The 25,473-nt window shown below is 44.6% G+C and carries 32 protein-coding genes; 16 read left to right on the forward strand and 16 right to left on the reverse strand.

The window, feature by feature from the left end; genetic code table 11:
• Positions 1-17 precede the first annotated feature (17 nt).
• On the reverse strand, positions 18-299 hold the full coding sequence (locus FLM48_RS19205) for an ABC-type zinc uptake system zinc chaperone (protein ID WP_179025772.1): 282 nt from the start codon (positions 297-299) through the stop codon (positions 18-20).
• A 296-nt stretch (positions 300-595) separates the two neighbouring features.
• Here FLM48_RS19205 and FLM48_RS22815 point away from each other — a divergent pair, with 296 nt between their 5' ends.
• Positions 596-721: a hypothetical protein gene (locus FLM48_RS22815; protein ID WP_256870983.1), complete on the forward strand. Its 126-nt coding sequence runs from the start codon at positions 596-598 to the stop codon at positions 719-721.
• Positions 722-915: 194 nt separating this feature from the next.
• Here FLM48_RS22815 and FLM48_RS19210 read toward each other — a convergent pair whose 3' ends face one another.
• Positions 916-1,062, reverse strand: coding sequence for a hypothetical protein (locus tag FLM48_RS19210; protein ID WP_179025773.1), 147 nt, complete (start codon positions 1,060-1,062; stop codon positions 916-918).
• A 33-nt stretch (positions 1,063-1,095) separates the two neighbouring features.
• Positions 1,096-1,431, reverse strand: a complete 336-nt coding sequence (locus FLM48_RS19215; protein WP_179025774.1) for a hypothetical protein — start codon at positions 1,429-1,431, stop codon at positions 1,096-1,098.
• 125 nt (positions 1,432-1,556) lie between these two features.
• On the opposite strand from FLM48_RS19215, the gene FLM48_RS19220 reads away from it, so the two are divergent.
• Both FLM48_RS19220 and FLM48_RS19225 read left to right on the forward strand, forming a co-directional pair.
• The gene (locus FLM48_RS19220; RefSeq protein ID WP_179025775.1) at positions 1,557-3,161 is read left to right on the forward strand and encodes a mechanosensitive ion channel family protein; all 1,605 of its coding nucleotides are present in this window, start codon (positions 1,557-1,559) and stop codon (positions 3,159-3,161) included.
• A gap of 68 nt (positions 3,162-3,229) precedes the next feature.
• On the forward strand, positions 3,230-4,120 hold the full coding sequence (locus FLM48_RS19225) for an aldo/keto reductase family oxidoreductase (RefSeq protein WP_179025776.1): 891 nt from the start codon (positions 3,230-3,232) through the stop codon (positions 4,118-4,120).
• A gap of 83 nt (positions 4,121-4,203) precedes the next feature.
• Here FLM48_RS19225 and FLM48_RS19230 read toward each other — a convergent pair whose 3' ends face one another.
• Both FLM48_RS19230 and FLM48_RS22625 read right to left on the reverse strand, forming a co-directional pair.
• Positions 4,204-5,049 (reverse strand): MaoC/PaaZ C-terminal domain-containing protein, encoded by an 846-nt coding sequence (locus FLM48_RS19230; RefSeq protein ID WP_179026438.1) that lies wholly within the window; start codon positions 5,047-5,049, stop codon positions 4,204-4,206.
• 70 nt (positions 5,050-5,119) lie between these two features.
• Entirely contained in the window at positions 5,120-5,266 is a 147-nt protein-coding gene (locus tag FLM48_RS22625) for a hypothetical protein (RefSeq protein ID WP_218645310.1), read from the reverse strand.
• A gap of 252 nt (positions 5,267-5,518) precedes the next feature.
• Between FLM48_RS22625 and FLM48_RS19235 the strand changes: the two genes are divergently transcribed.
• Positions 5,519-6,304 (forward strand): methyltransferase, encoded by a 786-nt coding sequence (locus tag FLM48_RS19235; RefSeq protein ID WP_179025777.1) that lies wholly within the window; start codon positions 5,519-5,521, stop codon positions 6,302-6,304.
• 22 nt (positions 6,305-6,326) lie between these two features.
• Here the strand turns inward: FLM48_RS19235 and FLM48_RS19240 are convergent, their stop codons facing one another.
• Together FLM48_RS19240 and FLM48_RS19245 are read right to left on the reverse strand one after the other, a co-directional pair.
• Positions 6,327-6,731 carry a hypothetical protein gene (locus tag FLM48_RS19240; protein WP_179025778.1) on the reverse strand — a complete coding sequence of 135 codons (405 nt, stop codon included), beginning with the start codon at positions 6,729-6,731 and terminating at the stop codon, positions 6,327-6,329.
• A 250-nt stretch (positions 6,732-6,981) separates the two neighbouring features.
• The gene (locus FLM48_RS19245) at positions 6,982-7,863 is read right to left on the reverse strand and encodes a TraB/GumN family protein (protein ID WP_179025779.1); all 882 of its coding nucleotides are present in this window, start codon (positions 7,861-7,863) and stop codon (positions 6,982-6,984) included.
• A gap of 48 nt (positions 7,864-7,911) precedes the next feature.
• Between FLM48_RS19245 and FLM48_RS19250 the strand changes: the two genes are divergently transcribed.
• Positions 7,912-8,223 carry a prephenate dehydrogenase gene (locus tag FLM48_RS19250; RefSeq protein WP_179025780.1) on the forward strand — a complete coding sequence of 104 codons (312 nt, stop codon included), beginning with the start codon at positions 7,912-7,914 and terminating at the stop codon, positions 8,221-8,223.
• A gap of 87 nt (positions 8,224-8,310) precedes the next feature.
• On the forward strand, positions 8,311-10,059 hold the full coding sequence (locus FLM48_RS19255; RefSeq protein WP_179025781.1) for a GGDEF domain-containing protein: 1,749 nt from the start codon (positions 8,311-8,313) through the stop codon (positions 10,057-10,059).
• Positions 10,060-10,112: 53 nt separating this feature from the next.
• On the opposite strand, the gene FLM48_RS19260 is transcribed toward FLM48_RS19255, so the two are convergent.
• Complete coding sequence (locus FLM48_RS19260) at positions 10,113-10,640, reverse strand: DUF3016 domain-containing protein (protein ID WP_028775020.1); 528 nt, start codon at positions 10,638-10,640, stop codon at positions 10,113-10,115.
• Between the two features lie 225 nt (positions 10,641-10,865).
• On the opposite strand from FLM48_RS19260, the gene FLM48_RS19265 reads away from it, so the two are divergent.
• The 3 genes from FLM48_RS19265 (at position 10,866) to FLM48_RS19275 (ending at position 12,099) form a co-directional block, all read left to right on the forward strand.
• A complete protein-coding gene (locus FLM48_RS19265; RefSeq protein WP_028775021.1) occupies positions 10,866-11,171 on the forward strand; it encodes a hypothetical protein in 306 nt (101 codons plus the stop codon).
• Between the two features lie 104 nt (positions 11,172-11,275).
• Complete coding sequence (locus tag FLM48_RS19270; protein WP_179025782.1) at positions 11,276-11,563, forward strand: hypothetical protein; 288 nt, start codon at positions 11,276-11,278, stop codon at positions 11,561-11,563.
• Between the two features lie 224 nt (positions 11,564-11,787).
• Positions 11,788-12,099 carry a hypothetical protein gene (locus FLM48_RS19275; protein ID WP_179025783.1) on the forward strand — a complete coding sequence of 104 codons (312 nt, stop codon included), beginning with the start codon at positions 11,788-11,790 and terminating at the stop codon, positions 12,097-12,099.
• A gap of 65 nt (positions 12,100-12,164) precedes the next feature.
• Here FLM48_RS19275 and FLM48_RS19280 read toward each other — a convergent pair whose 3' ends face one another.
• Positions 12,165-12,674, reverse strand: coding sequence for a DUF4240 domain-containing protein (locus tag FLM48_RS19280; protein ID WP_179025784.1), 510 nt, complete (start codon positions 12,672-12,674; stop codon positions 12,165-12,167).
• Positions 12,675-12,838: 164 nt separating this feature from the next.
• Between FLM48_RS19280 and FLM48_RS19285 the strand changes: the two genes are divergently transcribed.
• From FLM48_RS19285 to FLM48_RS19305, 5 genes are all read left to right on the forward strand, one after another.
• Complete coding sequence (locus FLM48_RS19285) at positions 12,839-13,234, forward strand: hypothetical protein (RefSeq protein WP_028775025.1); 396 nt, start codon at positions 12,839-12,841, stop codon at positions 13,232-13,234.
• A gap of 76 nt (positions 13,235-13,310) precedes the next feature.
• Positions 13,311-14,111 carry a response regulator gene (locus tag FLM48_RS19290; RefSeq protein WP_028775026.1) on the forward strand — a complete coding sequence of 267 codons (801 nt, stop codon included), beginning with the start codon at positions 13,311-13,313 and terminating at the stop codon, positions 14,109-14,111.
• A gap of 131 nt (positions 14,112-14,242) precedes the next feature.
• Positions 14,243-14,515: an HU family DNA-binding protein gene (locus tag FLM48_RS19295; protein WP_028775027.1), complete on the forward strand. Its 273-nt coding sequence runs from the start codon at positions 14,243-14,245 to the stop codon at positions 14,513-14,515.
• A 366-nt stretch (positions 14,516-14,881) separates the two neighbouring features.
• On the forward strand, positions 14,882-15,574 hold the full coding sequence (locus FLM48_RS19300) for a TorF family putative porin (protein ID WP_028775028.1): 693 nt from the start codon (positions 14,882-14,884) through the stop codon (positions 15,572-15,574).
• A gap of 367 nt (positions 15,575-15,941) precedes the next feature.
• On the forward strand, positions 15,942-16,115 hold the full coding sequence (locus FLM48_RS19305; protein ID WP_169732713.1) for a hypothetical protein: 174 nt from the start codon (positions 15,942-15,944) through the stop codon (positions 16,113-16,115).
• Between the two features lie 60 nt (positions 16,116-16,175).
• Here the strand turns inward: FLM48_RS19305 and FLM48_RS19310 are convergent, their stop codons facing one another.
• The 6 genes from FLM48_RS19310 to FLM48_RS19335 all read right to left on the reverse strand — a co-directional run bounded on the left by FLM48_RS19310 (position 16,176) and on the right by FLM48_RS19335 (position 21,773).
• Entirely contained in the window at positions 16,176-17,555 is a 1,380-nt protein-coding gene (locus tag FLM48_RS19310; protein WP_028775029.1) for a sodium:alanine symporter family protein, read from the reverse strand.
• Between the two features lie 153 nt (positions 17,556-17,708).
• Positions 17,709-17,846 (reverse strand): hypothetical protein, encoded by a 138-nt coding sequence (locus tag FLM48_RS19315; RefSeq protein WP_179024572.1) that lies wholly within the window; start codon positions 17,844-17,846, stop codon positions 17,709-17,711.
• 185 nt (positions 17,847-18,031) lie between these two features.
• Positions 18,032-19,267, reverse strand: a complete 1,236-nt coding sequence (arsJ, locus tag FLM48_RS19320; protein WP_179025785.1) for an organoarsenical effux MFS transporter ArsJ — start codon at positions 19,265-19,267, stop codon at positions 18,032-18,034.
• 33 nt (positions 19,268-19,300) lie between these two features.
• On the reverse strand, positions 19,301-20,311 hold the full coding sequence (locus FLM48_RS19325; RefSeq protein WP_028775031.1) for an ArsJ-associated glyceraldehyde-3-phosphate dehydrogenase: 1,011 nt from the start codon (positions 20,309-20,311) through the stop codon (positions 19,301-19,303).
• Between the two features lie 55 nt (positions 20,312-20,366).
• Positions 20,367-21,395, reverse strand: coding sequence for an ACR3 family arsenite efflux transporter (arsB, locus tag FLM48_RS19330; protein ID WP_179025786.1), 1,029 nt, complete (start codon positions 21,393-21,395; stop codon positions 20,367-20,369).
• Between the two features lie 27 nt (positions 21,396-21,422).
• Positions 21,423-21,773 (reverse strand): metalloregulator ArsR/SmtB family transcription factor, encoded by a 351-nt coding sequence (locus tag FLM48_RS19335; RefSeq protein ID WP_179025787.1) that lies wholly within the window; start codon positions 21,771-21,773, stop codon positions 21,423-21,425.
• A gap of 244 nt (positions 21,774-22,017) precedes the next feature.
• Here FLM48_RS19335 and FLM48_RS19340 point away from each other — a divergent pair, with 244 nt between their 5' ends.
• Complete coding sequence (locus tag FLM48_RS19340) at positions 22,018-23,259, forward strand: alpha/beta fold hydrolase (protein WP_179025788.1); 1,242 nt, start codon at positions 22,018-22,020, stop codon at positions 23,257-23,259.
• A gap of 84 nt (positions 23,260-23,343) precedes the next feature.
• On the opposite strand, the gene pmbA is transcribed toward FLM48_RS19340, so the two are convergent.
• On the reverse strand, positions 23,344-24,684 hold the full coding sequence (gene pmbA, locus FLM48_RS19345) for a metalloprotease PmbA (RefSeq protein WP_179025789.1): 1,341 nt from the start codon (positions 24,682-24,684) through the stop codon (positions 23,344-23,346).
• Positions 24,685-24,887: 203 nt separating this feature from the next.
• Here pmbA and yjgA point away from each other — a divergent pair, with 203 nt between their 5' ends.
• Positions 24,888-25,427: a ribosome biogenesis factor YjgA gene (gene yjgA / locus FLM48_RS19350; RefSeq protein ID WP_179026439.1), complete on the forward strand. Its 540-nt coding sequence runs from the start codon at positions 24,888-24,890 to the stop codon at positions 25,425-25,427.
• Positions 25,428-25,473 lie beyond the last annotated feature (46 nt).

Raw genomic sequence — 25,473 nt, forward strand, 5'->3', positions numbered from 1 at the left:
GTTAAATTAAGGAACGACTATATTTGGGGAGGCGCGCGGCTGTGGAAGTAGTGGCTTTGAGGGTTATCAACCTCTTGCACCACTTCCACCAAAGGAATATGGACCTGCTTAGCAATTTCGAAACTGTGCTCTGAGCAAGGTAAAACAGTATTGAGCTGCAGCTTCTGAATACAAAGCGTACAGTCATTGAGCGCACCATGTTCAAGATGCTCAACACTGTGTGCGGATGTCGCAACAGACAAGCAAAACAATAGGGCGCTAAGCCAAATTGCTACTCCTCGTGTTATTTTCCGCCGCATTGAAAACATCAAAGTGTGCTCTAAATCAAAATTGGCACCAAGTTTAGGGATCACAACCTTGAAGTCAAGTGACTCTTTTGTTCAAAACTGAGTTTAACTGCTAAAAAAATGTAACGGTTTAAGTCATAATTGCGATTGAAATAGTGCAAAACCATGAGCTTGGTCACTAACAGCCTGATACAATTAAGACTGGCTTAAGTTCGGCGCAGTAATATGGATTGATAAAATCGACTTAGCTAAAGTAAACTAACGCGAGACAGTTTACTCATCACTTTAACAAGACAGGAAACCTGACAATGAAGGAATTTTTTCGCGAGAACTTCAAAATGATCTTCTGGACAACAGTGTTCTTTATCGCTGTTGGTGGTGGTATCTACTATGTAGAAGCAGCACTAGAAGCTCAAGTTCAAGTGATCGACTAATCACTTAACTTGTTAGCACTTGGAGTGACGTTGGCCCAAATGATTACCAACGTCCTCCCGGTGAAAACACACCAAGCAAAGCCCGTACTGACAACTCCTTAGCAAAATATCCCTGCAAACCACTTCTGCTAAACAAGCCAGCATTATCGCCAAGTAATGGATTGGTATTCACAACCATAACAGCCATTATCGACTTAGTTTAGCTTGGGCCCAATGAGTTTACCGGCCAAATATCCTGCAAAGTACATTCCGACGACAAAGACAAAAATGGCCACCAATAACAGTAACGTTTTTTGCGGCACACTGCGCTGCGCCCACCAAGTCTGTAACCCGCTCAACATATCCCTATCCTTATTGTTGGTAATCGCTAATCATTAGCGATATTTTTGTCTGTGCTCTTCATCCTGGGTGTCATCCTGTTCCGGGGCTTCAATCACCTTAAGGTGGTCCATCATGTGACTGACCAATAGCATCATGGTCGACAAAATCGCCACCGGGGTGGTGACCGTTCGCCACTCTGCATAAAAGTAACCAATCAGCAATGCAATTGCCCCAATGTAAAAACCGGCAATCTTGATATAAGACAACGCGACACTTTTTCCCAACCAGGCAAAACAGTGCGGACACTGCACTTCGGCACTCAACCCTTTTCCACGTTGGGCGTTAACGGTATCGACACGAAATGACTGACTACAATGGGTACACAACACAATACTGGCTCCGAATAATGGGGGCGCTAGTTTACCAGAAACTCACTATTTTCGCTGAACTCAATTTACATTCAGTAAAACAAAGGACTATCATAGATAACTACAAACGTAACAGGATATTACCTATGAATCGCGTCCTTGCTATCGTGTTGCTCACCTTAGCGACACTTATTGCCTATCCGGCGGCCGCCGAAACCACCTACGCTGAGATCAACCAACTTCAAAACAACATCATTAAAGATGCAGAGACCCTTAAGAAGTCGAGCGGTGAATTTAAAGGCTTTACCGAATACCGCATTAAAGAGCATGTAAGAAAGTTAGAGGCCAAGCTACAAGAGTTAATGGAGCGCCCTAACCCTGATGCGAAAAAAATGGTGCCACTTTTAGAAAGCCACTTAAACTTTTTAGATCAAGTATTACTGTACTTTCATAATGACATGGTCACTAAAGTGGCTGAGCTTGGTAAAGGCAATGATACCGATATCATGCTGGCATTGGCTAAGCGAGAGCGTGAGCGAGATGAGATCTATTTATCCACCCACCATACATTACAATGGTTGGCGACTTTAGGTGTAGATGTCAGTAGCAAGCAAGCCACTTTTGTTAAAGAACTCAAAGAGCGCGCAGATAGCTTAAATAGCTTTGTGCAATATACTCAAGATCAGCTTAAATCTGCCGTCGAAGAAGCGGCGGCTGCGGGCAAAGATGTCAGCGCTGAGCAAACAGCTCGTGTTACAAGACTCAATGAGCGGTTAGGGCTAAGCAACACCACCTTAAGCTCATTAATTGAATTACTTGACAGTTTAGGCCAAGACACCACCGAACTGAAACAAACCTTATTCAGTGTCTCCGGTGATATTACCCAAGATGTACTTAACTTTGATGTTGCCACCAGCTTACTCGAAGATTGGGCCACTGCCGCGCAAAACCAAATTGTTGAAAATGGCCCAAGTGCCATGTTCAAACTGTTTATTTTTGTGTTGATTATTTTTATCGCCAGCCTAGTAGGCAAAGGCGTGCAGCGTATAGTGAGCAAAACGGTCAGCAATTCTAAACTGCGCTTTAGTCACCTGTTGCAGGATTTCTTTATCTCACTATCTGGCAAAGCAGTAATGACGCTGGGGGTATTAATTGCCCTATCGCAGCTCGGCTTTGAACTCGGGCCACTACTCGCAGGTTTTGGTGTCGCCGGTGTGATTATTGGTTTCGCTTTACAAGACACGCTATCTAACTTCGCCTCAGGCATGATGATTTTGATTTATCGTCCCTACGATGTCGGCGACTTGATTAATGCCGGTGGCGTCACCGGTAAAGTTAGCCATATGAGCCTAGTGTCAACGACGATCAAAACCTTAGATAACCAACGCTTAATCATCCCTAATAATAAGATTTGGGGTGACACCATCAACAATATCACTGTGGAACATCAACGCCGTGTCGATATGACCTTTGGTATTGGTTACAGTGACGATATTGAAAAAGCGGAAAGGGTACTCAACAGTATTGTTGAAAAACATCCTAAAGTGCTACAAGACCCAGAGCCTATGGTGAAATTACACCTACTTGGTGAGTCATCGGTTGATTTTGTGGTGCGTCCATGGGCCAAACCCGAAGACTACTGGGATGTATATTGGGATATCACTCGTGAAGTGAAAATGCGCTTCGATGCGGAAAATATCTCAATTCCGTTCCCACAACGCGACGTGCATATCTACCAAACCAAAGATTAATCAACTAACAATAACGGGGCCTCTGGCCCTGTTATTGTATCGATTACCCTGCAAAATTCGGAGCCACTGTGTCAGATACCCCTTTAGAATTGTCTCGCTTTATTGCCGGCTTTTGGCGCTTGTGTGACTGGCAATACACCACCCAGCAAACCCTAAGCTTAATCGAACACTATCTAGAGCGTGGTGTGACGAGCATGGATCATGCGGATATTTATGGTCAGCAACAATGCGAGGTTCAGTTTGGTCAAGCATTGGCGCTAAAACCGCACCTGCGCGACAAGATGCAACTGATCAGTAAGTGCGGTATCAAACCGGCTTTTGACCATACTCCTGAACGTTATGTCAATCACTACGATACCAGCGCAGCACATATCATTAGCAGCGCCGAGCATTCTTTGCAGGCCCTGCAAACTGATCACCTTGATCTGCTGCTTATCCACCGCCCAGATCCTTTGATGAATGCCGATGAAGTCGCGCAGGCATTTACCCAGTTACAGCAACAGGGCAAAGTCCTCAATTTTGGTGTATCTAACTTTACGCCAGCGCAATTTGAATTACTGCAGTCTCGCTTTAACAGCAAATTGGTCACCAACCAAGTAGAGTTATCGCCACTGAATATGATCACATTAGAAGACGGCACCTTAGATCAGGCGCAGCGACTTGATTGCCCGCCAATGGCTTGGTCCTGTTTAGGCGGTGGCGAACTACTTTCTGGGCAATCTGCTCAAGCTAAACGATTACAAAGTTGCTTAAGCCACATTGCTGAGCAACATGGGACCGATGACATTAGCCAAATTGTCTATGCCTGGGTATTGGCGCTGCCCTGCAAGCCTCACCCTATTATCGGCTCAGGTAAACAGCAGCGGATTGATATGGCAGTAGCCAGCGAACATATCCAGCTAGACCGCCAACAGTGGTTCAGTATTTGGGAGGCAGCCAAGGGCCACAGCGTGCCTTAGTCGGCCTACCTCAGTGCAATAATAAAAAACCGAAGCATTGGCTTCGGTTTTTTTATCTAAAGACGACTTTATCTCAAGACGGCTTATAAGTAACTTATCGCACCGCTTAAGTGTGGTCGGCGGCCGCGGCTATCTCGCAGCTCGAAGCGCACGCTGTCATTGTCATCTTCCTGCACACACTCAAAGCCAAACTTAACATCAGCAGGTAGCAACAAGGGTAATTTAAAGGCCACATCCACAGTACAAGGTCTGTCAGCAATTTGTGGCGCTAATGCCGCCACAACGCGCGCTTTTGACCACATACCATGGGCCAAGACACGATCAAACCCAAAACGCTTAGACACCACAGGATGCAGATGAATCAGGTTGTAGTCACCAGACGCTTTAGCGTAGCGGCGGCCTAAATCATCGTTTAGTTGCCACTCACTTGGATTCTCCCATGCCATTGGGCTAGCTTTAGGTGGACGCACTCGACGCCCACCGCTTTCAATACGATATAAGTAAGTCGACAAGGATTCCCACACTAGCTCATCGCCCACGTAAGCTTTAGAGACTAAGGTAAACTCGAGTCCAGCGTCTGTTTGTTGGCTGCTGGTAAGCGCACAATCAAGATTGAACGATTCATCAACCGACAAACTGCGATATTGGGTAATGCTGTTTTTAAGGTGAATCATCCCCAGCAGCGGGAACGTAATGGCTTTGTGGGTAAAGATCACCGCATGCAGACGAAAAGCCATCACATATAAATAGGTCAATGGTAGTTTTTGGCCATCAAACTCAAAACCGCACACTTGCGCATACTGCGCAACTTTGTCAGCGCTTAAACCGACATTGGGGCAATTGACTTCGATATGAGGTAAAGCCTGTTGATCCCAACCAGGTTTACGACCTAAAAAGATCTTACGATAAAGCGAAAACAGTGACGGCATCGCCTTTAAATCTACCGATATTTTACTTTCCACGCGTATTGGACCTTTTAAAAAAACACCACTGAAAATTTTAAGAGCGCGAGTATACCCAAAAATTCCATTGAAAGCTAAATTCAACGCTTGCATAGCAAGGCACTGCCAACCACAAGGCACTCACTCTATCGCGGCCAGTATCAGCGGCAGATTGACTCAACGCGCTGTTGGTTAATATCTTCAAGGCCGACACCTGAAAACATGCTTGCTGCCTGCTTGAGCTATTCATGCCAAAAGTAAGCAGCCCAAACGCACCCAAATGATCCGCTTTAGTGGCTCAGTTTCAACAGTAACCCGCTTAAACGTAGCAAAACCGGTTGCCTATCTCAGTATCACTAAATTTTTGCCGAGCGACCTCATCTTTATACTGATTAGCATGAGTTGTATGGCAAAATAACCCCGTAAGAATTAATAGCCCTGCGGGTGGAGTACACAGTTGCAAGACAAAAATTTCGACGCGTTGGCACACAAGTTTGCCAATAACATCTATGGCTCAGCAAAAGGTCAAGTACGGGAAACCGTTGTATGGCGCGATCTTAAATGGGCACTGCAACAGCTAGGCAACGGTAAACAACCATTACGCATTTTAGACGCTGGCGGCGGATTTGGCCCATTTAGCCAGAAACTCGCTAAACTGGGTCATCATGTCGTGCTATGTGATATTTCACAAAAAATGCTCGATATAGCCAAAGAGCAAATCGAGCAGCATCAACAACAGAGCGGCCAGCAGCTTGATATTCGTTTAGTTCACGGTCCAATTCAGGCTTTGTCTGCCGGCGAGCATGGCAAATTTGATTTGATTCTTTGCCATGCCGTCACCGAATGGCTAGCTGATGCGCAAACGACCCTTAGCCAACTGCCAAGCATGCTTAAAGACGATGGACTCCTGTCTTTGATGTTTTATAACAAAGAAGCCATGCGTTTCTTTAACCTCGTATCTGGTAACTTTGATTACGTTAACGCTGGGCTAAAAGTGAAGAAAAAGGTGGGCTTAACCCCTACGCATCCGGTTTACATCGATGAGGTGCGTGATTGGGTAACTAACTGGAATATGAGCATCATTTATCAATCCGGTGTGCGAGTAATATGTGATTACCTTAAAAGTCATCAGCCCGAGAACGCGACTTTTGAGCAACTACTGGCAATGGAGCTGACCTATTCAACTCAACCTACTTACATTCCACTGGGACGTTACGTGCACTTTATCTGCCAACCCAACTAATCTATTACCCAATAGTCATGGGCTAGAACTGGTAACGGACCCCCGCTATTGCTTCTAGCTCAACACTGACGTTATCGATTAAGTAAACACTGGGCTGGGCTTCAATAAAAAACCGGAACTGTTCGACGGCGGTGTGGGCCCCAAATACCGCCCTAACAGCAAGCTTGGTATCTTTATCACCACTGAGGTTGTCGAGCTTACCGCCGAAGCCATAATAAAAATGCTGGGTATTAGCAAAATTGAACAGTTTGTCTGCCGTTAATGACACATCATCAAGTCCGACACCAATTTTTATATCATCAAACTTAACGTTAATACCCGAATCAGAGCCTAGCATGATGCCAACTTGCGGGGCTGACATGGCTGCACCGCTTAACGTGGTTAACGCAGCAGCGACTAACAGGTGATTTAGGGCAATACGCGGCATGGCTTGAGTCTCTATTTGCTAAAAACTAGCCAGCCTAATTAACTCTGTTGTTTTTGTAAAAGTGTCCTAATCGTAATCGGCTAATTTGGCGTCAAATTCGGAATCAAGCAACGTTATTCATGCTTATTTTCAGCACCATCACAACAGTTAAAGGCATAACAAAGCAACTTAACAACAGCTGTATCAGCAGCGTCACTAAAAGCAGTTAGCCTACCAAAAGGCGCCCACTTGAAGTCTTAGCGTTAGCGAATTATTGACAACTTTGCTGCCAACAATTACGCACCTTACCACCGTGGCTGCGCATCTCATCGACAATGCTCTGTTTACCGACAACATGTCCGGCACCCACCACAATAAATAGTGGCTCAGCAACCGTGGCATCTTGCATTAAACGGCGAATGCTTGCAGCCATATCAACATTGCGCTGCCAAAGGATTTGTTCAATCATCTGAGTGTCGCCATCTTCGACCATCTGCTCGGTCATCAATTCACTTAAAGCCTGTTCATCGCCGTTACGCCACGCCTCAACTAAAGCCAGCATCTCTTTATCAGAGCTTTCAATGGCATCGGCGACCATCTGCCATTGTTGCTTGCGATTGAAACCAGACAGTAGCTTAAATTGAAACTCACTGGATTCAAGCTCAAATAGGGGACGCTGACGATTTTGCTTCACAAAACGGCCATCAACGCCATATTCAGCACTGAACCCCAGCTGTTCAAAACGCACCATGCCAATTTGCACTGACTGCAACCACGGCGAGAAACTGGCAATAGACTGGCACAGCGGTTGCTGACTTTGGCAGTATGTGGCCTTTAATGACTGAGTGTGAGGATCAATACCTGAAGGATCGAGCCCGTACTGACGAATCATCGCCATTACATCAATATTGTCGGTATCCACTTCCACCACTAAGCCTGACGCGTTAGCAAACTTCTGTTCGATAATGTCCGCCATAGGGTAAAAGTCAGGCTGTCCGACATGGATTGAGCCAAGTAGATAGGCAGTCTTACCTTGGTAGTTAATTTGATAAAATGGCGGCGTATCGGCAGCGACAGCGGATGACCAAACCCAAATTGCCATTATGGATGCACCAATAGTTTGCACTAATCTGTTAGCGTGACTTGTTGCCATCTGCTTCGCCCCTTATAATTCGGCTAAATTTTTAACCCAGAGGCTGTTATGCCACATACTCGTGTTATAGAGCAACTTAAACAGAACTTACAAACAGCTTATCGCCAAGCCATTGATGCTGATGCCAAACTCGATGAACTTAAAAAAGCGGGACATGGCAAGTTTGCTAGCATATTTGGCAAACAACAAGGTTTTAGCACCGAGAGCAATCGCTTTGGTCCTTACGTGCAGGAGCTTGCACAGCAATTAACCGAAATATCAGCAGATAACGCTAATATCAATGAGCAAATAGAGCAGTTTGTGCCAAAGCTGGCTGTGCTACTGCAAACCTTGCAAGCGTTTAAAAACCAAGCAAAATAGTCAATTTGTGACAGCAAACAAATATTGTCATATTGCTGTCATTGTCTGGTAATAACATTTCGTCCGATATTAAAAAAGGCGGACGAAATGACAGCGATAGATCTTGGCAAGGAGCTAGATAGAATAATTGGTCAGCAAAAGATCAATGCACTATTTCAGCCCATTTTTAACATCAACACCCACTCAGTTCATGGTTTTGAGGCTTTAAGCCGCGGCCCCGAGCATAGCCCTTTGCACTCACCTGTGCCGTTATTTAAAACCGCTGCTTATGAAGGGCGACTATCAGAGCTAGAAGAGGTGTGCCGACGGATCTCCATCAACAGTTTTGATCAACATGCGCTACCGGGAAAACTGTTCATCAATATCTCTCCCAAAGCATTGCTGGAGCCCAATCATGCTAAAGGGCTGACATTAGGCTTAGTACAAGAGCTAGGGTTCAACCCCAATCAAGTTGTCATTGAGCTTTCAGAGCAATATCCAGCAGACGATATCGATCTACTCAAAGAATGTTTGAATCATTACCGCAGCCAAGGCTTTATGACCGCCATTGACGATCTAGGTACCGGGTATTCAGGGCTAAGATTATGGTCAGAGCTGGCTCCAGATTATGTCAAAATCGATCGCCATTTTATAAAAGATATTGACCAATCGCCGGTGAAACAGGAGTTTGTTCGCTCCATTATTGATCTCTGCCAAAGTCTCACTTGTAAGGTGATAGCTGAAGGCATTGAAACCAATAGTGAAATGGCGCTGCTACAGCAGCTCGGTATCATCTATTGCCAAGGGTATTTACTAGGCCGACCGGAAGCACAGCCTAATAAGGTGTTTCAGCCCCTGTGCCTTCCCGACTTACCTAAGCAACAAACCCGCTATGCTGAATCGGCAGAAAGTTTATGTACCAACGCCATCACGGTATTACCTGGCACTAAACTCAAACATGTCAGCGACATGTTTATCGCGCAATCTTCGTTGCAAGCCATTGCGGTAGTGGAGAATGATTACCCGCAAGGATTGGTCGATAGGGCCCACCTTATGGAGCTGTTTAGCACCCCTTACGGTCGCGCTTTACATGAAAATACCAGTGTGGCCGAGGTCATGAATGGCAAAATTCTGAAGGTGGAAGCCAGTGACCCAATTTCGACAGTCAGCCAATCCCTTACTGCCGAAGATAATCACGGTAACGTTGCGCAACAGTTTATCGTGATGCGTCAGGGAAAATTCATGGGCATTGGCCACACCAAGGATCTATTGCAGCAGCTCACCGAACATCGAATTAAGATTGCCCGTCACGCCAATCCGCTCTCTGGATTACCGGGCAATATCCCCATCCAAGAAGAGTTGCAACGACTGCGAAATCACCAGCGGGACTTTTATTTAGCTTATTTTGATATCAGTTACTTTAAACCCTATAACGACATTTATGGATTTTGTCGCGGTGATGAAGTGATTCAAGCGGTGGCACAATTACTGAATAAGCAACAAAGTAGCGACAATTTTATCGGCCATATCGGCGGTGATGACTTTGTGATCATCAGCACCAGCAATGACATCTTGCAGCAATCGATGCAAATTTTAAAAGCCTTTGAACAAAGCAAGCAGCTGTTTTACAGTCAAATGCATTGGCAACAACAAAAAATGGTCGCCGAAGATCGCAAAGGCCATATGTGTGAACACGAACTCATTGGCTTATGCGTCGGCATTCTCCCGCCAATTGTGACATCTCGCTGCAGTGAGCAACAGCTATCGACTTATAGCGCCGCAGCTAAAAAGCAGGCCAAAGCCGCCGCCAACTCTTTCAGTTTGTTTGAAGTCATCGACGAGCCCAGTGCAGCCTAAATAAAAAAAGGCGAATCGGATAACCGATTCGCCTTAATCAAATAATGTTTAACTTACTGCAATTTAGGCTCAATGCTCTTTTTAAGCCAATCTTCCATTAAGCGATATTCATACCTTAATGGCTTGTCATCCATGCGGCCGACCTTATGCATAAACCCTAAATCGGTCAGCTTTTCATCGCCCGCCATAATCACTTTGTCACCTTCTAGCACCTGATAACTAAAATTCATGCGCGGTGGGTAAATATCTTTAATCACCCTAATATCGTTCATAGTGGCGCCAAATGTTGGCCGCACATCACCTGCTAAATCGACATCTGTAACTACTAGTTCCAGTTTTTGATTCGGCTGGAATCGCTTCTCAACCTGCTTGCTGAGCTCTTTGGTTAAATTATCAAAAGTACGTTGCTCGTAACGAGATTGGATGTCACTTGCCGCTTTCACATCGCGATAGCTACTCGGATCTTGCCAAGTAATCTTAACCTGACCCACTTCAGTGACAGGATCTGGCTTTGCTTCTTCCGCTACAGCCACATTAACAGAGGCAAGAGCGCCCACAAATAGTAGATGTTTTAACTTCATATCCGCCTCCTCAGGCTGCATGTTGTGATTTCAAGCCATACTCTACAAAAGCTAACCTGAATATTAGCTTAATGCAAAGCACGCTAATACTAAGCGACTGTCATTTGACTTTTTTATGACCAAACAGCAGCTATCAATGTGGGCTCACACGCCGACACGCAAGATGTATCAATTAGTAACCCACAGCGTTAAACTCTTGCCGTAACTATATAGACAGGCGAAATCATGAAAAAATTCACTCCTTTTTTATTTATTGTCAGCATTATCGCTATTGTCGCGTTCGCAATAAGCCAAATAAATCAGTCGGAGCAGCACCATTACAGCGAGACTTGGTCTGCATTTGTCTATACCCACGGCTATAACTCCGGCCGCTACCAGAAAACCGATGACTTCAGTGATTATCAACAATGTAAGACGTTTGCTCAGCAACAATCTGCCGACCAGGGCGATGTGGTGTGGCAGTGTGGATTAAACTGCCGTTTTGATAGCAGCCGGCAGGGCTTTCAATGTGAGACAATGAAAAATCACTAATTCAGCTTAGATTCAAGTTCAGACTGCTAAAATACGCCTCTTTTGGCACTGGCAGCAACATGGCTACCAGTGTAATCGTATCACCGTTTATTTAGGAGTCATTAATGGCCCGTTCAATTAAGGCTTACCTGCCTCTATCCGCTGTCGCTTGTGTTCTAGTGCTTAGCCAAAGTGCCTTTGCTGCAAATTCAGATCAAGAAGCATCATTGGCCCACATCGAAGGAGTCAATGAAATACTCGCTGACAACACCCTGGCATTTCCCAGCGCTGAAGAACAGCTACAGCAAATTCAAGCGGAACTCGCCAATGAGGATCAAGGCAGTGAAAGCATCTATTGTGATGATACCCAAGTTCAAGATGAGTTTATCACCTGTCTAGAGCGTGACGAATAAATCAATAACCGCTGTAAATGGCGCTTAGAAAAATGCTTAGTTTTTGTTCAGCAAGAGTTCAGCATCATTGTCGTAACATTCGTATCAAGCAAACGAGGTCACTAAAAAATGACCTCAACAACTAACCACTTTTAGCAGATACTTTGTGACCTTGAAATGACATCTCCACCATGGAGAACACCATTGCCGACGTTAGGTCAACGACATAAATTGGAGTGAACAACATGAGCAATTCAATCTCACTAAAGCAAGTTAACTTTTCTGGCAAAATGGCCCTATTTGCAGCAATCATTTTCGGACTAGCAGCCACGTCACAAGTGAAAGCGGAAGAGTTTACCGCAGCAGAACAGGCAGCTATAGATCACCACCACGCTATTCTTGAACAACAGCAAGCCGTTGTAGAAGACGCGATTATGGATGAGCAACAAGCCGAATTTGAGCAACAAATCGAGCAGCAAGAAACCGCATTTATGCACGAGACTTGCGCTGACTATGGTCGTGACTATGATGAAGAAACAGAAGTCTGTTACGAATAAGCACACAGCTGTGCGATAACAGTTAATGAGAAAGCGGGCTTAGCCCGCTTTTTCTATTTGTTTTTTTAAAAAGGGAATCGAGCACTTAACTGCGGATAAACCGCTTTGAGATGCTTTTTCTTGTTGTTGAACTTTTTGCCTTGAGGGCTTGCCTGTCCAGATGGCACAAAAGGCAACTCCTTACCTGTTCGGTCTTCATAAATTTGCCCAGCAATTAGATCATATTCATCGACAAACGGATAAGCGTAGCCATCTTTTTCAGGCCACTGCTCAAGCTGACCTAGCACATCTGGATTGGCAATAGCTTGTTCAAACCACGTTTTTCCTAACGAGATGACAAAACAGCGAAATTCCGCAAATGCATACTCTGAATCGCATCCGGTGACCACATAGGCAGCTCCCCATAGCGACCATAGGTAACTGCGGCGCATCTGTATCGCAAAGTGCTTATCAAATGCAGCGAGCTGCTCATCGGACAAAGCCATCAACTTATCATGGAGTTGCTCTGCGAGACTCTGCTGATCTTGCTCTGGGCTCTGGCGAGTGACTAACTGCCAAAATTCTGCTTCATTCATACCGTACTCTATCTACAACATCAAAGCGCATTGTAACCGTGTTAAACCCATTGACCAATATCTCCCGCCTGGATAATTGCTTTGGAAAGCTAAATAAATGGACTATAGACGATGATTTTTCTAAACTCGCATCCCAATATTATCGCCAATTGCTGAGCCATACGATGACCAGACCACCGCTACCTTTGCTTTTATTGATGTTAATGTATTTGCTACTGGCTATCGTTGCGCTGTGGCGAGCAATCGATACCCAGTCGATGGATCTGTTCAGTCTAGGGGTTATTCCGGTACTTATTGGCATGGTACTCAAAGCCAAATGGGCAACGGTTGTATTAAAAGTTTATATTGCAATTCAAGCGCTTGGTTTTAGTGCGCTGGCCACTACCGCCATTTTGGCCTATCAGATCAGTCCTGAAGATGTAAAAGTTGTGGTTGATGGCCAGTCGATTCCTATCCCACTTATCGCGGCGATTGCTATTTTACTGCTTGCTTTTCAGCTGTTTATCGCTTTTTCAAAATCAACAAAGAGTTACCTAACATCCGAACAATCAATCGGGTAGTATAGGTTATCACTATTTAACAACCCCACTATTTAAGCGGGGCAATAATAACAAAAACATTTAGAGATCAGGGATTATGAACACTTTGCTCCCCAGTGAGCTGTCGATACTGCTTGTCGAGCCATCGGATACCCAAAGAAAGATTATTGCTAACCATTTGCAAAATGAAGGCATTAGCCAAATCCAAACGGCCAGCAGCATCAGCGAAGCAAGCGACATCATTCACCGCCACCAACCAGACTTGATTGCCAGTGCCATGCATTTTGCTGATGGTACTGCTATCGATCTCCTCAAGACCATCAAACAAAACGAAGCCTTACAAGACATTCAGTTTATGTTGGTGTCGAGCGAGTGTCGCCGCGAACAGTTAGAGGTGTATCGTCAATCTGGCGTAGTGGCAATCCTGCCTAAACCTTTCACCGCAGAGCATTTAGGTAAGGCACTCAATGCCACCATTGACCTTCTCAGCCAAGATGAACTCGACCTAGCCCATTTCGATGTACATAACTTACGGGTACTGGTAGTCGATGACAGCAAAATGGCCCGTAATATTATTCGCCGTACCATTACCAATCTGGGCCTAAAGCTGATCACCGAAGCCACCGACGGCGCTGAAGCCATTGAGTTATTACAAGAGCATATGTATGACTTAGTCATTACCGACTACAACATGCCCAATGCCGATGGTCTAGCCTTAACAGACTTCATCCGTAAACACAGCCAGCAATCGCATATCCCTATTTTAATGGTGTCATCTGAGGCTAATGATGCCCATTTAAGTAATGTATCCCAAGCTGGGGTTAACGCACTTTGTGACAAGCCATTTGAGCCACATATTGTAAAACAACTGTTATACACCCTACTTGATGATGAATAATCCACCAATTTGGCAATAATTAGCATTTTATTCAGCGTAAAGCTCTTTCCAATTGTTTCGCCTTATGGCATGTTAGGTCTCAGCGTTACTGAAATTGCTAAGAAAATCTACGGAAAGAAGAGAATATTCAAATGAATAAAACTGAACTTGTTGCAAAAATGGCTGAAAATGCTGAACTAACAAAAGCAGAAGCTGCACGTGCACTTAAGTCTTTCGAAGAGACTGTTGCACAGGCAATGAAAGACGGTGATAAGATTTCTATCGTTGGCTTTGGCTCTTTTGAAACAACTGAACGTGCAGCTCGTACTGGCCGTAATCCACAGACGGGTAAAGAGATTCAAATTCCAGCAGCAACTGTACCTAAGTTTAAAGCTGGTAAAGCACTAAAAGACAGCGTTAACTAAATCGTTACGCTTGTTATGATAAAAACCTCCTTACTGGAGGTTTTTTTGTGCCCCCATTTTATCGGCGCCGATATTGAATGAGCTCATAAGCAAACAACCACTATCGCCTTGAAATAGCCCACCAAATATCCCCTTAAAAAGATCGACTTGCTATACGCGTCAATTTTGAACACTCCCTGCACCAAAATAGAGCGGCATTGCTCTTTTTTACACCAATTTGGACATGTATTTAGCCGGTGATTTATTAAGCTATTGATTAATAATGGCTTAATTTTTGGCACGTTCATCGCATTTATTTGTATCAGTACTTCCTAAAAAAATACTTATAGCGGAAGTGATAATTCAAATCACGATGAAGGAATGAATATGAAACAAGCAGTGTCAACATTGACCTTAGTGGCAAGCGCTATGCTAATGAGTTTGCCCGCCAGTGCAGCAGTCAGCGGAAATATTGGTGCAACCTCGAACTACCTATGGCGCGGTGTCAGCCAAACGGATGATTCAGTGGCTGTACAAGGTGGTATTGACTACGAGCACGACAGTGGATTTTACTTAGGCGGCTGGGCATCAAACGTTGATTTTGGCGACAGCACAACCTTCGAGCTGGATTTATACGGTGGTTATGCCGGTAGCATCGGCGAGGACTTCGGTTACGATGTGTATTACTTATACTATGCCTACCCCGATAGCGACGGCAGTATTGATTTAGGTGAAGTCACTTTAGCCCTCAGTTACAAATGGCTTAGTGTGAGCTACTCACATCTGGTCAATGCTGGTGATGATGTGGCCACTGAGCCCCTAAGCAACACAGACATGGGTTACCTCACTGTCGGTGTCTCTATTCCACTTTCTGATACATTATCGCTTAATGGCCACTATGGTTACTCTCAAGGTGATGTGGTATCTGCTTGGTATGACACTGAAAACTATTCTGATTACTCAGTTTCTATCGCTAAAGACACCGATTATGGCACCATCTCGTTTTTAGTCAGCGATACTGATCTCAAGGGTGACGATCCTAAACTTGTGCTTGGCTATAGCTATAGTTTTGATCTGTGATCTTGCTCTAATTGAGTTATTGCTCATGTAGCAATAACTCTGCTTTCCCTCTCCCTGTTTACCCCATAAATTTCATAGATATAAGCCAGAACAATCTCCCTTCCAAACTGGACAAACCAGTGTTTTTTACAGATCTAAATAATGTTATCTCGATCGCATTTTTATTTTCAATGACTTGGTATCTTTCACATCAGCGCTTACTAATGTTAAAGCTAATCTACTGAAGTGTATTACTTTATTAGTATATCTCTAGCGCTTTTCGGAATTAACAATTGCAGTTTACGGCGAACGCATCGACGGAAACTCTACGTACTTAACGGCACAACGCATAGAGTGCCAACAAGTACTCACTTGCGAGGAGTTCATCATGACTCAGATTTTAGATGTAGTGCCAAATGATGTTGAAATTGAAGCGATGACCGCACCTAAAAATGCCCAAGCTTTGGACGATCTTAAACATCGACGTGAAGTAAAAAAACGCCTTGAGGAGCTGCTAGAAGAAGCAGAACTTAAACGAGCCATGGGTGGTGACTTTTACTAGCCCAAAGAAAAAGCGCCCAAGGGCGCTTTTTTATCTCTGATTAAGCCTATCGCAATCAGATTATGATTTAGCTTTTAGCTCCGCGTCTTCTTGTCTTTTCTTCAAGAAGTATTCGCGAGTTAAACCAAACACCACAGGGCTAAGCAACGCAAGAGCTATCAGGTTAGGAATAGCCATCATTGCATTAAGTGTATCGGCAAGTAGCCAGATAAAGTCCAGTGAACTCACAGCGCCCAGTGGCACCACTAAAATCCAAATCACTCTGAATGGCTTAACCGCTTTAACGCCCAGTAAATACTGGACACATTTCTCACTATAAACACTCCAGCCCAAAATAGTGGTGAAGGCAAAGACGGCCAAAGCGATCGCGACAACATAGTTACCAATTGGCAGCGCATGTGAGAAAGCAAAAGAAGTTAATGCAGCACCATTCTCACCTGATGTCCAAGCGCCTGAAACAATAATCGCAAGACCAGTAATGGTACAAACAATCAAAGTATCAATGAAAGTACCTAGCATCGCCACTAAGCCTTGTGCCACAGGGTTGTTGGTTTGTGCCGATGCGTGGGCAATCGGTGCGCTACCTAGACCCGCTTCGTTGGAGAAAATCCCGCGGGCAACACCAAAGCGAATGGCCGCCCAAACTGCAGCACCAGCAAAGCCACCTTGGGCTGCAACCGGATTGAAGGCACTGTGCACAATCAGTGCAATTGCATCAGGGATTTCTGCTGCGTGAACCACCAACACCGCCAAGCCCGCAGCAATGTAGAACACTGTCATTAATGGCACAAGCTTACCAGCAACATCAGCAATACGTTTAATACCGCCCATGAGCACTGCACCAACAAGCACCATGAGAACTAAACCGGTGACCCAATCGGGCACACCAAAGTTACTTTGTAGTGCATCAGCCACAGAGTTAGACTGCACGGTATTACCAATACCAAAGCCTGCGAACGAACCAAATAAAGCAAACGCAGTGCCTAGCCATGCCCACTTGCTGCCTAAACCATTTTTGATGTAATACATCGGGCCACCGATGTGATTACCGTTATCATCGACTTCACGGTACTTAACCGCCAATACGGCTTCGGCAAACTTGGTTGCCATACCGACCAAGGCGGTACACCACATCCAAAATAATGCCCCTGGGCCACCGATAAAGATTGCCGTGGCTACACCGGCAATATTACCAGTACCAATGGTGGCAGATAATGACGTCATTAAGGCGTTAAAGGGGCTAATCTCACCTTTGATTTGTTTATCTTTGTCTGGAATGCGTCCAGACCAAAGTAGCTTAAAACCTGTTCCCAGTTTTAGGATCGGCATCAATCGGAGTCCGATTGATAAAAATAGACCGACACCTAAGATCATAACTAACATGGGTGTGCCCCAGACAAACCCGTTGATCATACTGATAATTTCAGTAATACCTTCCATTCAAACCTCGTTTTTCTTATCGCTATATGTTTGTGATCTACGCCACTATTCATTGATTGCTAAGCCAGAGTACAACGAATAGCGCCGGATTGGAAAGGGGCAAACAAGGCTGTCATACCAATCAGTATAAACATTTAGTCACTCAGCGAGAGTTTAGCGCTTCTGAGGCAAGGCAACGAGTGAAGAGCATAGTTGTTCTACGGTTAAACTCGTTAACACGGCATCAGAACCGCTAAAACTCGCCATTCTGGCGCGTTTTAGGCTGCCTACTTCTGCGTTGAATAATCTCACAAGGGAGCAACCATTGTTTCAGTTATTCGCCTTGAACTAGTTTGCCAAAAGCGCGCTGAGTTGATCAAATTCTTATACTGATTGGTATCAGGCCTCATTTTGCTCATCATGACTCATTAGGTGCTGCTAGCATTGCCCTATTGCAATGCCTTGATAAGGGGAGAAAAGCTAAGTTGCCAGCTAAACTAACTGGCCTGCTGCGCCTGCTTAGGTAGGTAAACACTGATAGCCACTGTGACTAATAAAAACCCAGCGGCAATCCATAGACAAGCCACTAACCCGGCGACTTGATATACCCAACCAGACAAAATGGTACCGATGAGTCGTCCCATCGCATTGGCCATATAATAAAAGCCAACGTCTAATGAGACACCGTCATCACTGGCATAACTGACAATCAGATAGCTATGCAATGAGGAATTAATCGCAAATACGACGCCAAAGAGGATCAATCCAGCAATAAGCCACCATTGTGGATTTGGAAGTACTGTCATCGCGATTGCAATGACAATTGGGATGATGGCCAACATGCTCACCCAAAACAGGGCTGCGCGGCCACCAGGAGCTTGACCGGCCCCAGCAAATTGGCTACCCGTGATTTTAGGCGCGAAGCTTTGTACTACACCATAGGCAATCACCCAAGATGCGAGAAAACCACCAACCCAATAATGATCCCAGTCAAACTGGCTAGCTAAATAAACCGGCAGCGCGACAACAAACCAAACATCCCGTGCAGCAAACAAACACATTCTTGCTGCCGATAAAATATTGATGTTACGGCTCTTTGAAAAAATCTGATGAAACTTAGGCTTAGTCGATGCCTTACCTAGGTCTTGCTTGAGTTTCACTAAACTCAAGCCCCACACTAGGCTTAGACCCACTGCCATCAATAATATCGCACCATGGAAACCAAACAGTGCCAGTAACGCGCCGCCTAAAAAGAAGCCGACCCCTTTTAGGGTATTTTTCGACCCAGTTAATAGCGCGATATACTTGTACAGCGTGCCTTCAGCACCTTTGGCGACCAGTGCCTTAATACTGCTTTTGGCACTCATCTTATTTAGATCTTTGGCGATACCAGACAGCGCTTGTGCAGCCATAACCCAAGCGATAGTGAGTAACTCATTGGGCACTAATAACATGGCTAAGGCACCGATTTGCAAGCCCAAACCAATATTCATGGTGCGATTAAGTCCAAACCGCGCCCCTAAGTAGCCGCCAAATAGATTGGTAACAACACCAAAAAACTCATAGAAAAGGAACAACATGGCGATCGCCAACGGACTGTAACCTAACTGATGAAAGTGCAATACCACTAACATCCTTAGCGCACCATCGGTGAGTGTAAATGCCCAATAGTTTGCAGTGACCAACATATACTGACGTATTTGCTCTGGTAGCGCCCGTAGACTGGCTAACATGTTGAACCCTTATCTCTTATGATTGAAAGCCTATTACGCTTTGTCTTGCTGACCCACTAAACGCGCCAGTTCCACGGTGCGGTTAGCGTAGCCCCACTCATTGTCATACCAAACATAAAGTTTAAGTTGTGAGCCATTGACCACCATAGTTGATAGGGCGTCAACAATAGCTGAGCGAGGATCGGTTTTATAGTCAACCGAAACCAGCGGACGCTCTTCATAGCCTAGAATCCCCGCTAAGTCAGTTGCTGAGGCTTGCTTAAGCATGGCGTTCACTTCAGCTTCAGTGACGTCGCGTTGTAGTTCAAACACACAGTCAGTAATGGAAGCATTGGCGAGTGGCACTCGTACTGCATGACCATTCAACTTGCCCTTTAACTCTGGAAAGATGTGGGTGATCGCAGTGGCTGAGCCGGTTGTGGTTGGGATCAGTGACTGGCCACATGCCCGAGCACGACGCAAGTCTTTGTGCGGTGCATCTAAAATAGTTTGGGTGTTGGTGATGTCATGAATCGTGGTCATTGAGCCGTGCTTAATACCAATTTGCTCATGAATGACTTTAACAACTGGCGCTAAACAGTTTGTCGTACATGACGCTGCAGTCACAATAGGATGTATCGCTTTATCATACAGGTCCTGGTTGACTCCCATAACAACGTTCAGTACCCCTTCCTCTTTCACTGGAGCGGTAACAACTACACGTTTTACACCTTGATCAAGATAGGCTTGTAGCTTGGCCTTGGTTTTCATCTTGCCCGATGCTTCAATAACCACATCACACGCTGACCAATCTGTATCTTCAATTCGGCTATTAGCGGTAGTTTTAATGTGGTGCTCGCCAATGATTATTCCTTGGTCATCTGCAGTAGCCTCATGCTGCCACGTACCATGGACTGAATCGAAGCACAATAAATGCGCCAAGGTAGCCGCATCGCCAGCAGGGTCATTAATCTGTACAAATTCTACATCTGGCCATTGCCATGCTGCTCGTAGTGCTAAACGCCCCATTCGGCCAAAACCATTGATACCGATTTTAATAGTCATGCTTTCACCTTCATTAAGATTTGTTAAAACGTGTTTGTATCGTAAAGTAAATTTATTACTGAATTTGTTGCTGGTACTTTTCACGGCGACGATTAACAAACGCCACCAATGACAACATCACAGGTACTTCAACCAATACCCCGACAACCGTTGCTAAGGCTGCCCCAGAATGCAAACCAAACAATGATATCGCTACCGCCACAGCCAACTCAAAAAAGTTCGACGTAGAAATCATGCAAGCCGGCGCGGCAATATCATGACTTAAGCGCAATTTTCTCGCAGCATAATAGGCAATGAAGAAAATGCCATAGGTTTGAATTAACAAGGGTATGGCAATCAGTAAGATATTTTGCGGCTGAGCCAATATGGTTTGCGCTTGAAAGCCAAACAACAACAATACGGTAGCAATCAAACCAACCATAGACCAAGGTTTAAGCTTGGCGATAAACTGGCTAATGCGTTGCTCATCATGTTGTTTATTAAGCTGCTTGCGGGTCAACACCCCAGCGACTAAAGGTAAAACCACGTAGAGTAAAACAGAGAAAAGTAAGGTTTCCCATGGCACCTGAATATCGCTTACCCCTAACAGCAGGGCACAAATAGGGGCAAAGGCCACAATCATAATGAGATCATTCACCGACACTTGTACCAAGGTGTAGTTGGCGTTGCCTTTAGTCAGTTGGCTCCAAACAAATACCATTGCTGTACAAGGCGCAACCCCGAGTAAGATCATGCCAGCGATATATTCGGTGGCAGTTTGTGGGTCAACCCAATCTGCAAATAAACCGCGGAAAAATAACCAACCTAACAGTGCCATGGTAAATGGTTTAATCAACCAGTTAATCACCACGGTTAATATTAGCCCTTTGGGACTTTTGCCCACATCTTTAACGGCAGAAAAATCTATCTGTACCATCATCGGGTAAATCATTACCCAAATAAGGACCGCAATGACAAAGTTCACTTGCGCATACTGCAACTGCGCAATGTAAGCAAAAGGCTCAGGCGCAAAATTACCAAGTATGACGCCAGCAACAATCGCAAGGCCGACCCATAGCGTTAAATAACGTTCAAATAATCCCATCTCTTATTCCCCAATAAGCTATTTAAATCATTCGCTACAACAAGCTTGTGCTCGTTGTGGCCTTTCTCCCATGGCTTGCAATCTTGCCAAAGGAGCTTTAATAAGTGATTGATTTGCTGAAAATGTTTGTTCTAACAACTGTTTTACCCAAGTCGGCATATCGGGGTTCAGGTGATAAAAAACCCACTGGCCTTGGCGTCGGTCAACCAAAATCTGTGCCTTTTTCAACTGAGCTAAATGACGTGAGATTTTCGGTTGCACTTGCTCGAGCGCTGTCATTAACTCACAAACGCAAAGCTCATTTTCCGCTCTAATTAGCAATAGGCTTTTAAGCCGAGTCTCATCAGCAAGGGCTTTAAAGAATGTTGTGGGCATCATTTCTCACTTAGTCGCATCGTATGCAAGCTTCAACATAACATACGAAAAATCATATATACGTTATTACGTATATGCAAGTTATTTTAAGCAAGAGATAAAAAATTTACGATATTGACCAGTAGATACCGAGACAATCCATATGATTTTAAATTAGCAATCTACTATTTACACTATACTTAGCAAGTACTTAGCGGCATAGTTGCTCAGGGACCTTTATCAATCATTGCATCAAGGAAAAGCAGGAATGCCACTCACACACAAATTATTATTTGCTTTAGTCTGGCTAATTCTGAGTGGCTGCGGCCAGTTTAAAGCCCTTAAACAGGAGTTAGTCACCTTAGATAATCAATACACTCAGTACCATATTAAGGTTAACGGCCGCCAAAGTAGCGATTCAGTGGTGTTAGTACTATTGAGCCAAGCCCACGCTGAGCAAATTGATGGTTTTGACGTGATGATAGGCGACAACGATATTGATATTCAGGCTTATAGTCATAGCCAGTTTTTGTTTGTATTTATCGATGAAAACCACGACCTGCGCTTTCAACCCAACGAGCGTTACGAATGGCTAGCCCTTGATAGCCAATCCGCCGATACTCCTCTTACACTCGACTTAAACAGCAGAGCAAAAGATTACCCAAAGCAATTGGTCGATAAACCGCTACAAAACATCACTAATATGCAAATCACTCAAGCCCGTTTTGACGAAGTTATCCCCCTAAATGACCCAATTTTTTCTCGAAAATATGCACAAATGGGCTTGTGGAAACCGATTAGTCATATCCAGAATGGCTATACCGGACTGTTTTTTCTTGAGCCATACCATAAGAGCAAAATCCCAGTCATTTTGGTCCATGGTATGGCGGGTAGTGCCGCAGATTTCGCTCCGCTTGTGGCCAATATAGATCAAGAGAAATATCAAATTTGGGTGTTCAATTATCCCAGTGGTTTACCCTTGCTAATGATTGCTAAAGGGCTCGACAACTTAATCAATATTACCCGAGCTAAGTATCAATTTAGCCAGGCACATATTGTCGGTCATAGTATGGGGGGCTTAGTGAGTAAGCGGTACCTTAACCAGTGTTACCCCACTGCAAGTTGCCCTGAAATCCTCAGTTTTAGCTCAATATCTTCTCCTTTCCTTGGGGTTGAATCAGCGCAATACGGTGTGGACTATGCGCCAGTTGCGATTCCTGCTTGGCATGATTTACTGCCTGAGAGTCAGCTTATCTCTGAGCTGTTTACGCCAAATAAAGCTGCACCACACATGCTAAGCTTTGGCTACAAAATCTCAGGGGTGATTAATCAGCAAAGCGGAGATGGCGTGATCAACCTCAGTAGTCAACTTGCCCCCCAAGCGCAGCGGCAAGCGATAAAGGTTCGAGGTTATAATGATGACCATGTCAGTATTTTAGCCAATGAAGAACTCGCACAAGATATCATGCAATTTTGGCAACAGATCGAGAGCACTAACACTGAGCAATAGTCTTTGTAGCAATAGTACGACTATGGTTCAGGTAATAAAAAAGCGAACAGAGGCTCGCTTTTTTATATTGCAGGTATTTGTTGTCTAGCTGCCAGCTATTTTCATGCTTTCTAGCAAAATACCGCCTGTACGAATAGATGAGCGTAAGTCTCTATCATGGCTTACGGCGACAATATTGCGATACATATCTTTTAGATTGCCAGCAATGGTAATTTCTTCCACAGGATATTGGATCACCCCATTCTCAACATAAAAACCTGCAGCGCCGCGAGAATAGTCACCGGTAACGGCGTTGACACCTTGGCCCATGACTTCAGTCACAATGAGCCCTGTGCCCATCTGCTTAATCAGCTCGGCAAAACTTTGATCTGTGTGGCTTAACGTCCAGTTATAAATACCACCAGCATGGCCAGTATTAGTCATGTTCAACTTACGCGCTGAATAGCTGGTTAATAGATAACTACTCAATATGCCATTGTCGATAATATTACGCTCTTGGGTAGCAACACCTTCACTATCGTAATAACTACTGGCTAAACCACCCAATAAATGAGGCTGCTCATTAATGGTAAACCACTCTGGGAAAATCTGTGTATTGAGCGAGTCTTGTAAAAAGCTCGACTTACGATATAGGCTGCTACCACTAATCGCGCCAACAAGATGCCCCATTAAGCCTGTGGCAATATCTGGTGCCAATAACACAGGCAACTGTGTCGTCGGAATTTTACGGCCTCCAAGGCGAGACAAGGTTTTTTCAGCTGCTTTTTCTCCCACTTGTTGCGGGGTCCACAAATCGGCAAATTTACGCGCGACACTGTAGTCGTAGTCACGTTGCATCTGCTCATCTTGTTCACCAATCACCACACAGCTTAGGCTATAACGAGAACTTGCATAACCGTTAAGGAAACCATGGCTATTGCCGTAGACCTTCATCCCCACATGGGCATTGGCACTGGCACCATCTGAGTTGGTGATTCTACTATCACTATCAAGTGCTGCAGCTTCCGCTTGTACAGCTAGCGCTTCGAGATCTGCTGGAGAAAGTGACTCTGGATGATAAAGATCTAAGTCTTTAATCTCTGTCGCCATAAGTTCAGCGTCAGCTAGACCATTAAAACTATCTTCAGAAGTAAACTTAGCAATGTCATCAGCTGCTTTTACGGCGCGCGCAATGGCATCGGGGCTTAAGTCAGAGGTGGACGAGCTGCCCTTACAATTACCACGGAACAGAGTAATGCCTAATGCACCGTCTTTATTAAACTCTACCGTCTCTACCTCTTTTAATCGGGTAGAAACCGACAAGCCTTGTTGCTTACTAATAGCAACCTCGGCACCGGTTGTCCCTAACTTTGCGGCGTACTCTAACGCAATGGCAACCGCATCTTTTAACGAATCTAATTCCAACTCAATGCTATCTGAAGACACAAATTTACTCTGTAGGTAACTGACAATGGCGTTAGCATAACAAACCCGCTAAACGATCACATTAAATAACTGGCTCGCTCACTGCAATTGTGCCCCTTAAACCTAGGTGGACTCACTGCGATTGAAAATTTTCCTTTCAGTCAGTTAGGCGAAATTCTGACTAAATGGTATTATTACTACAGTTATTGTTAGAGATTTTAAATATGAATATTGTTGGCGACTCCGAACACTTTAAACAACCTTTCGACCATGACGAAGATTACGTCAGCCGCGCAGATGCAAAACGAGAAATTGCGATTTACCAAGACTTAGGTAAACAGCTGGTTGTATTAAGTAAGAGTCAAATCAAAAAGCTCAATCTTGATGAGTTAATTTATGACAACCTCATGAAGGCTAAAACCATCAAGATCAACACCGAAGCCCATCGACGCCATATTCAATATATTGGCAAACTGATGCGCGGCGTTGACATAGAGCAACTGCAAGCAGATTTAAAGAATGTGCTTAATCAAAACCGTAATGAGAGCTCAAAGCAAAATGTTGCAGAGAAACTTAAAGATCAATTACTTGAACAAGGCGATGGCGCCATTCAAGAACTGATCGAAGCCCATCCACAACTTGAACGTCAAAAACTGCGTCAACTTGTCAGGCAAAGTAAAAAAGAGCTTGAGAAAAAGCCTGAAGCAGTGTCAAAATCAGCAACAGAGTTAGTAAAATACTTACTGGCCGAAACAACAAAATAATGTTTGGCTCGCACACTATTAGCGAGCCACCTTTCCTTTTTTAGTG

The sequence above is a fragment of the Shewanella sp. Scap07 genome, from assembly GCF_013394145.1.
Taxonomy (GTDB): Bacteria; Pseudomonadota; Gammaproteobacteria; order Enterobacterales; family Shewanellaceae; genus Shewanella; species Shewanella waksmanii.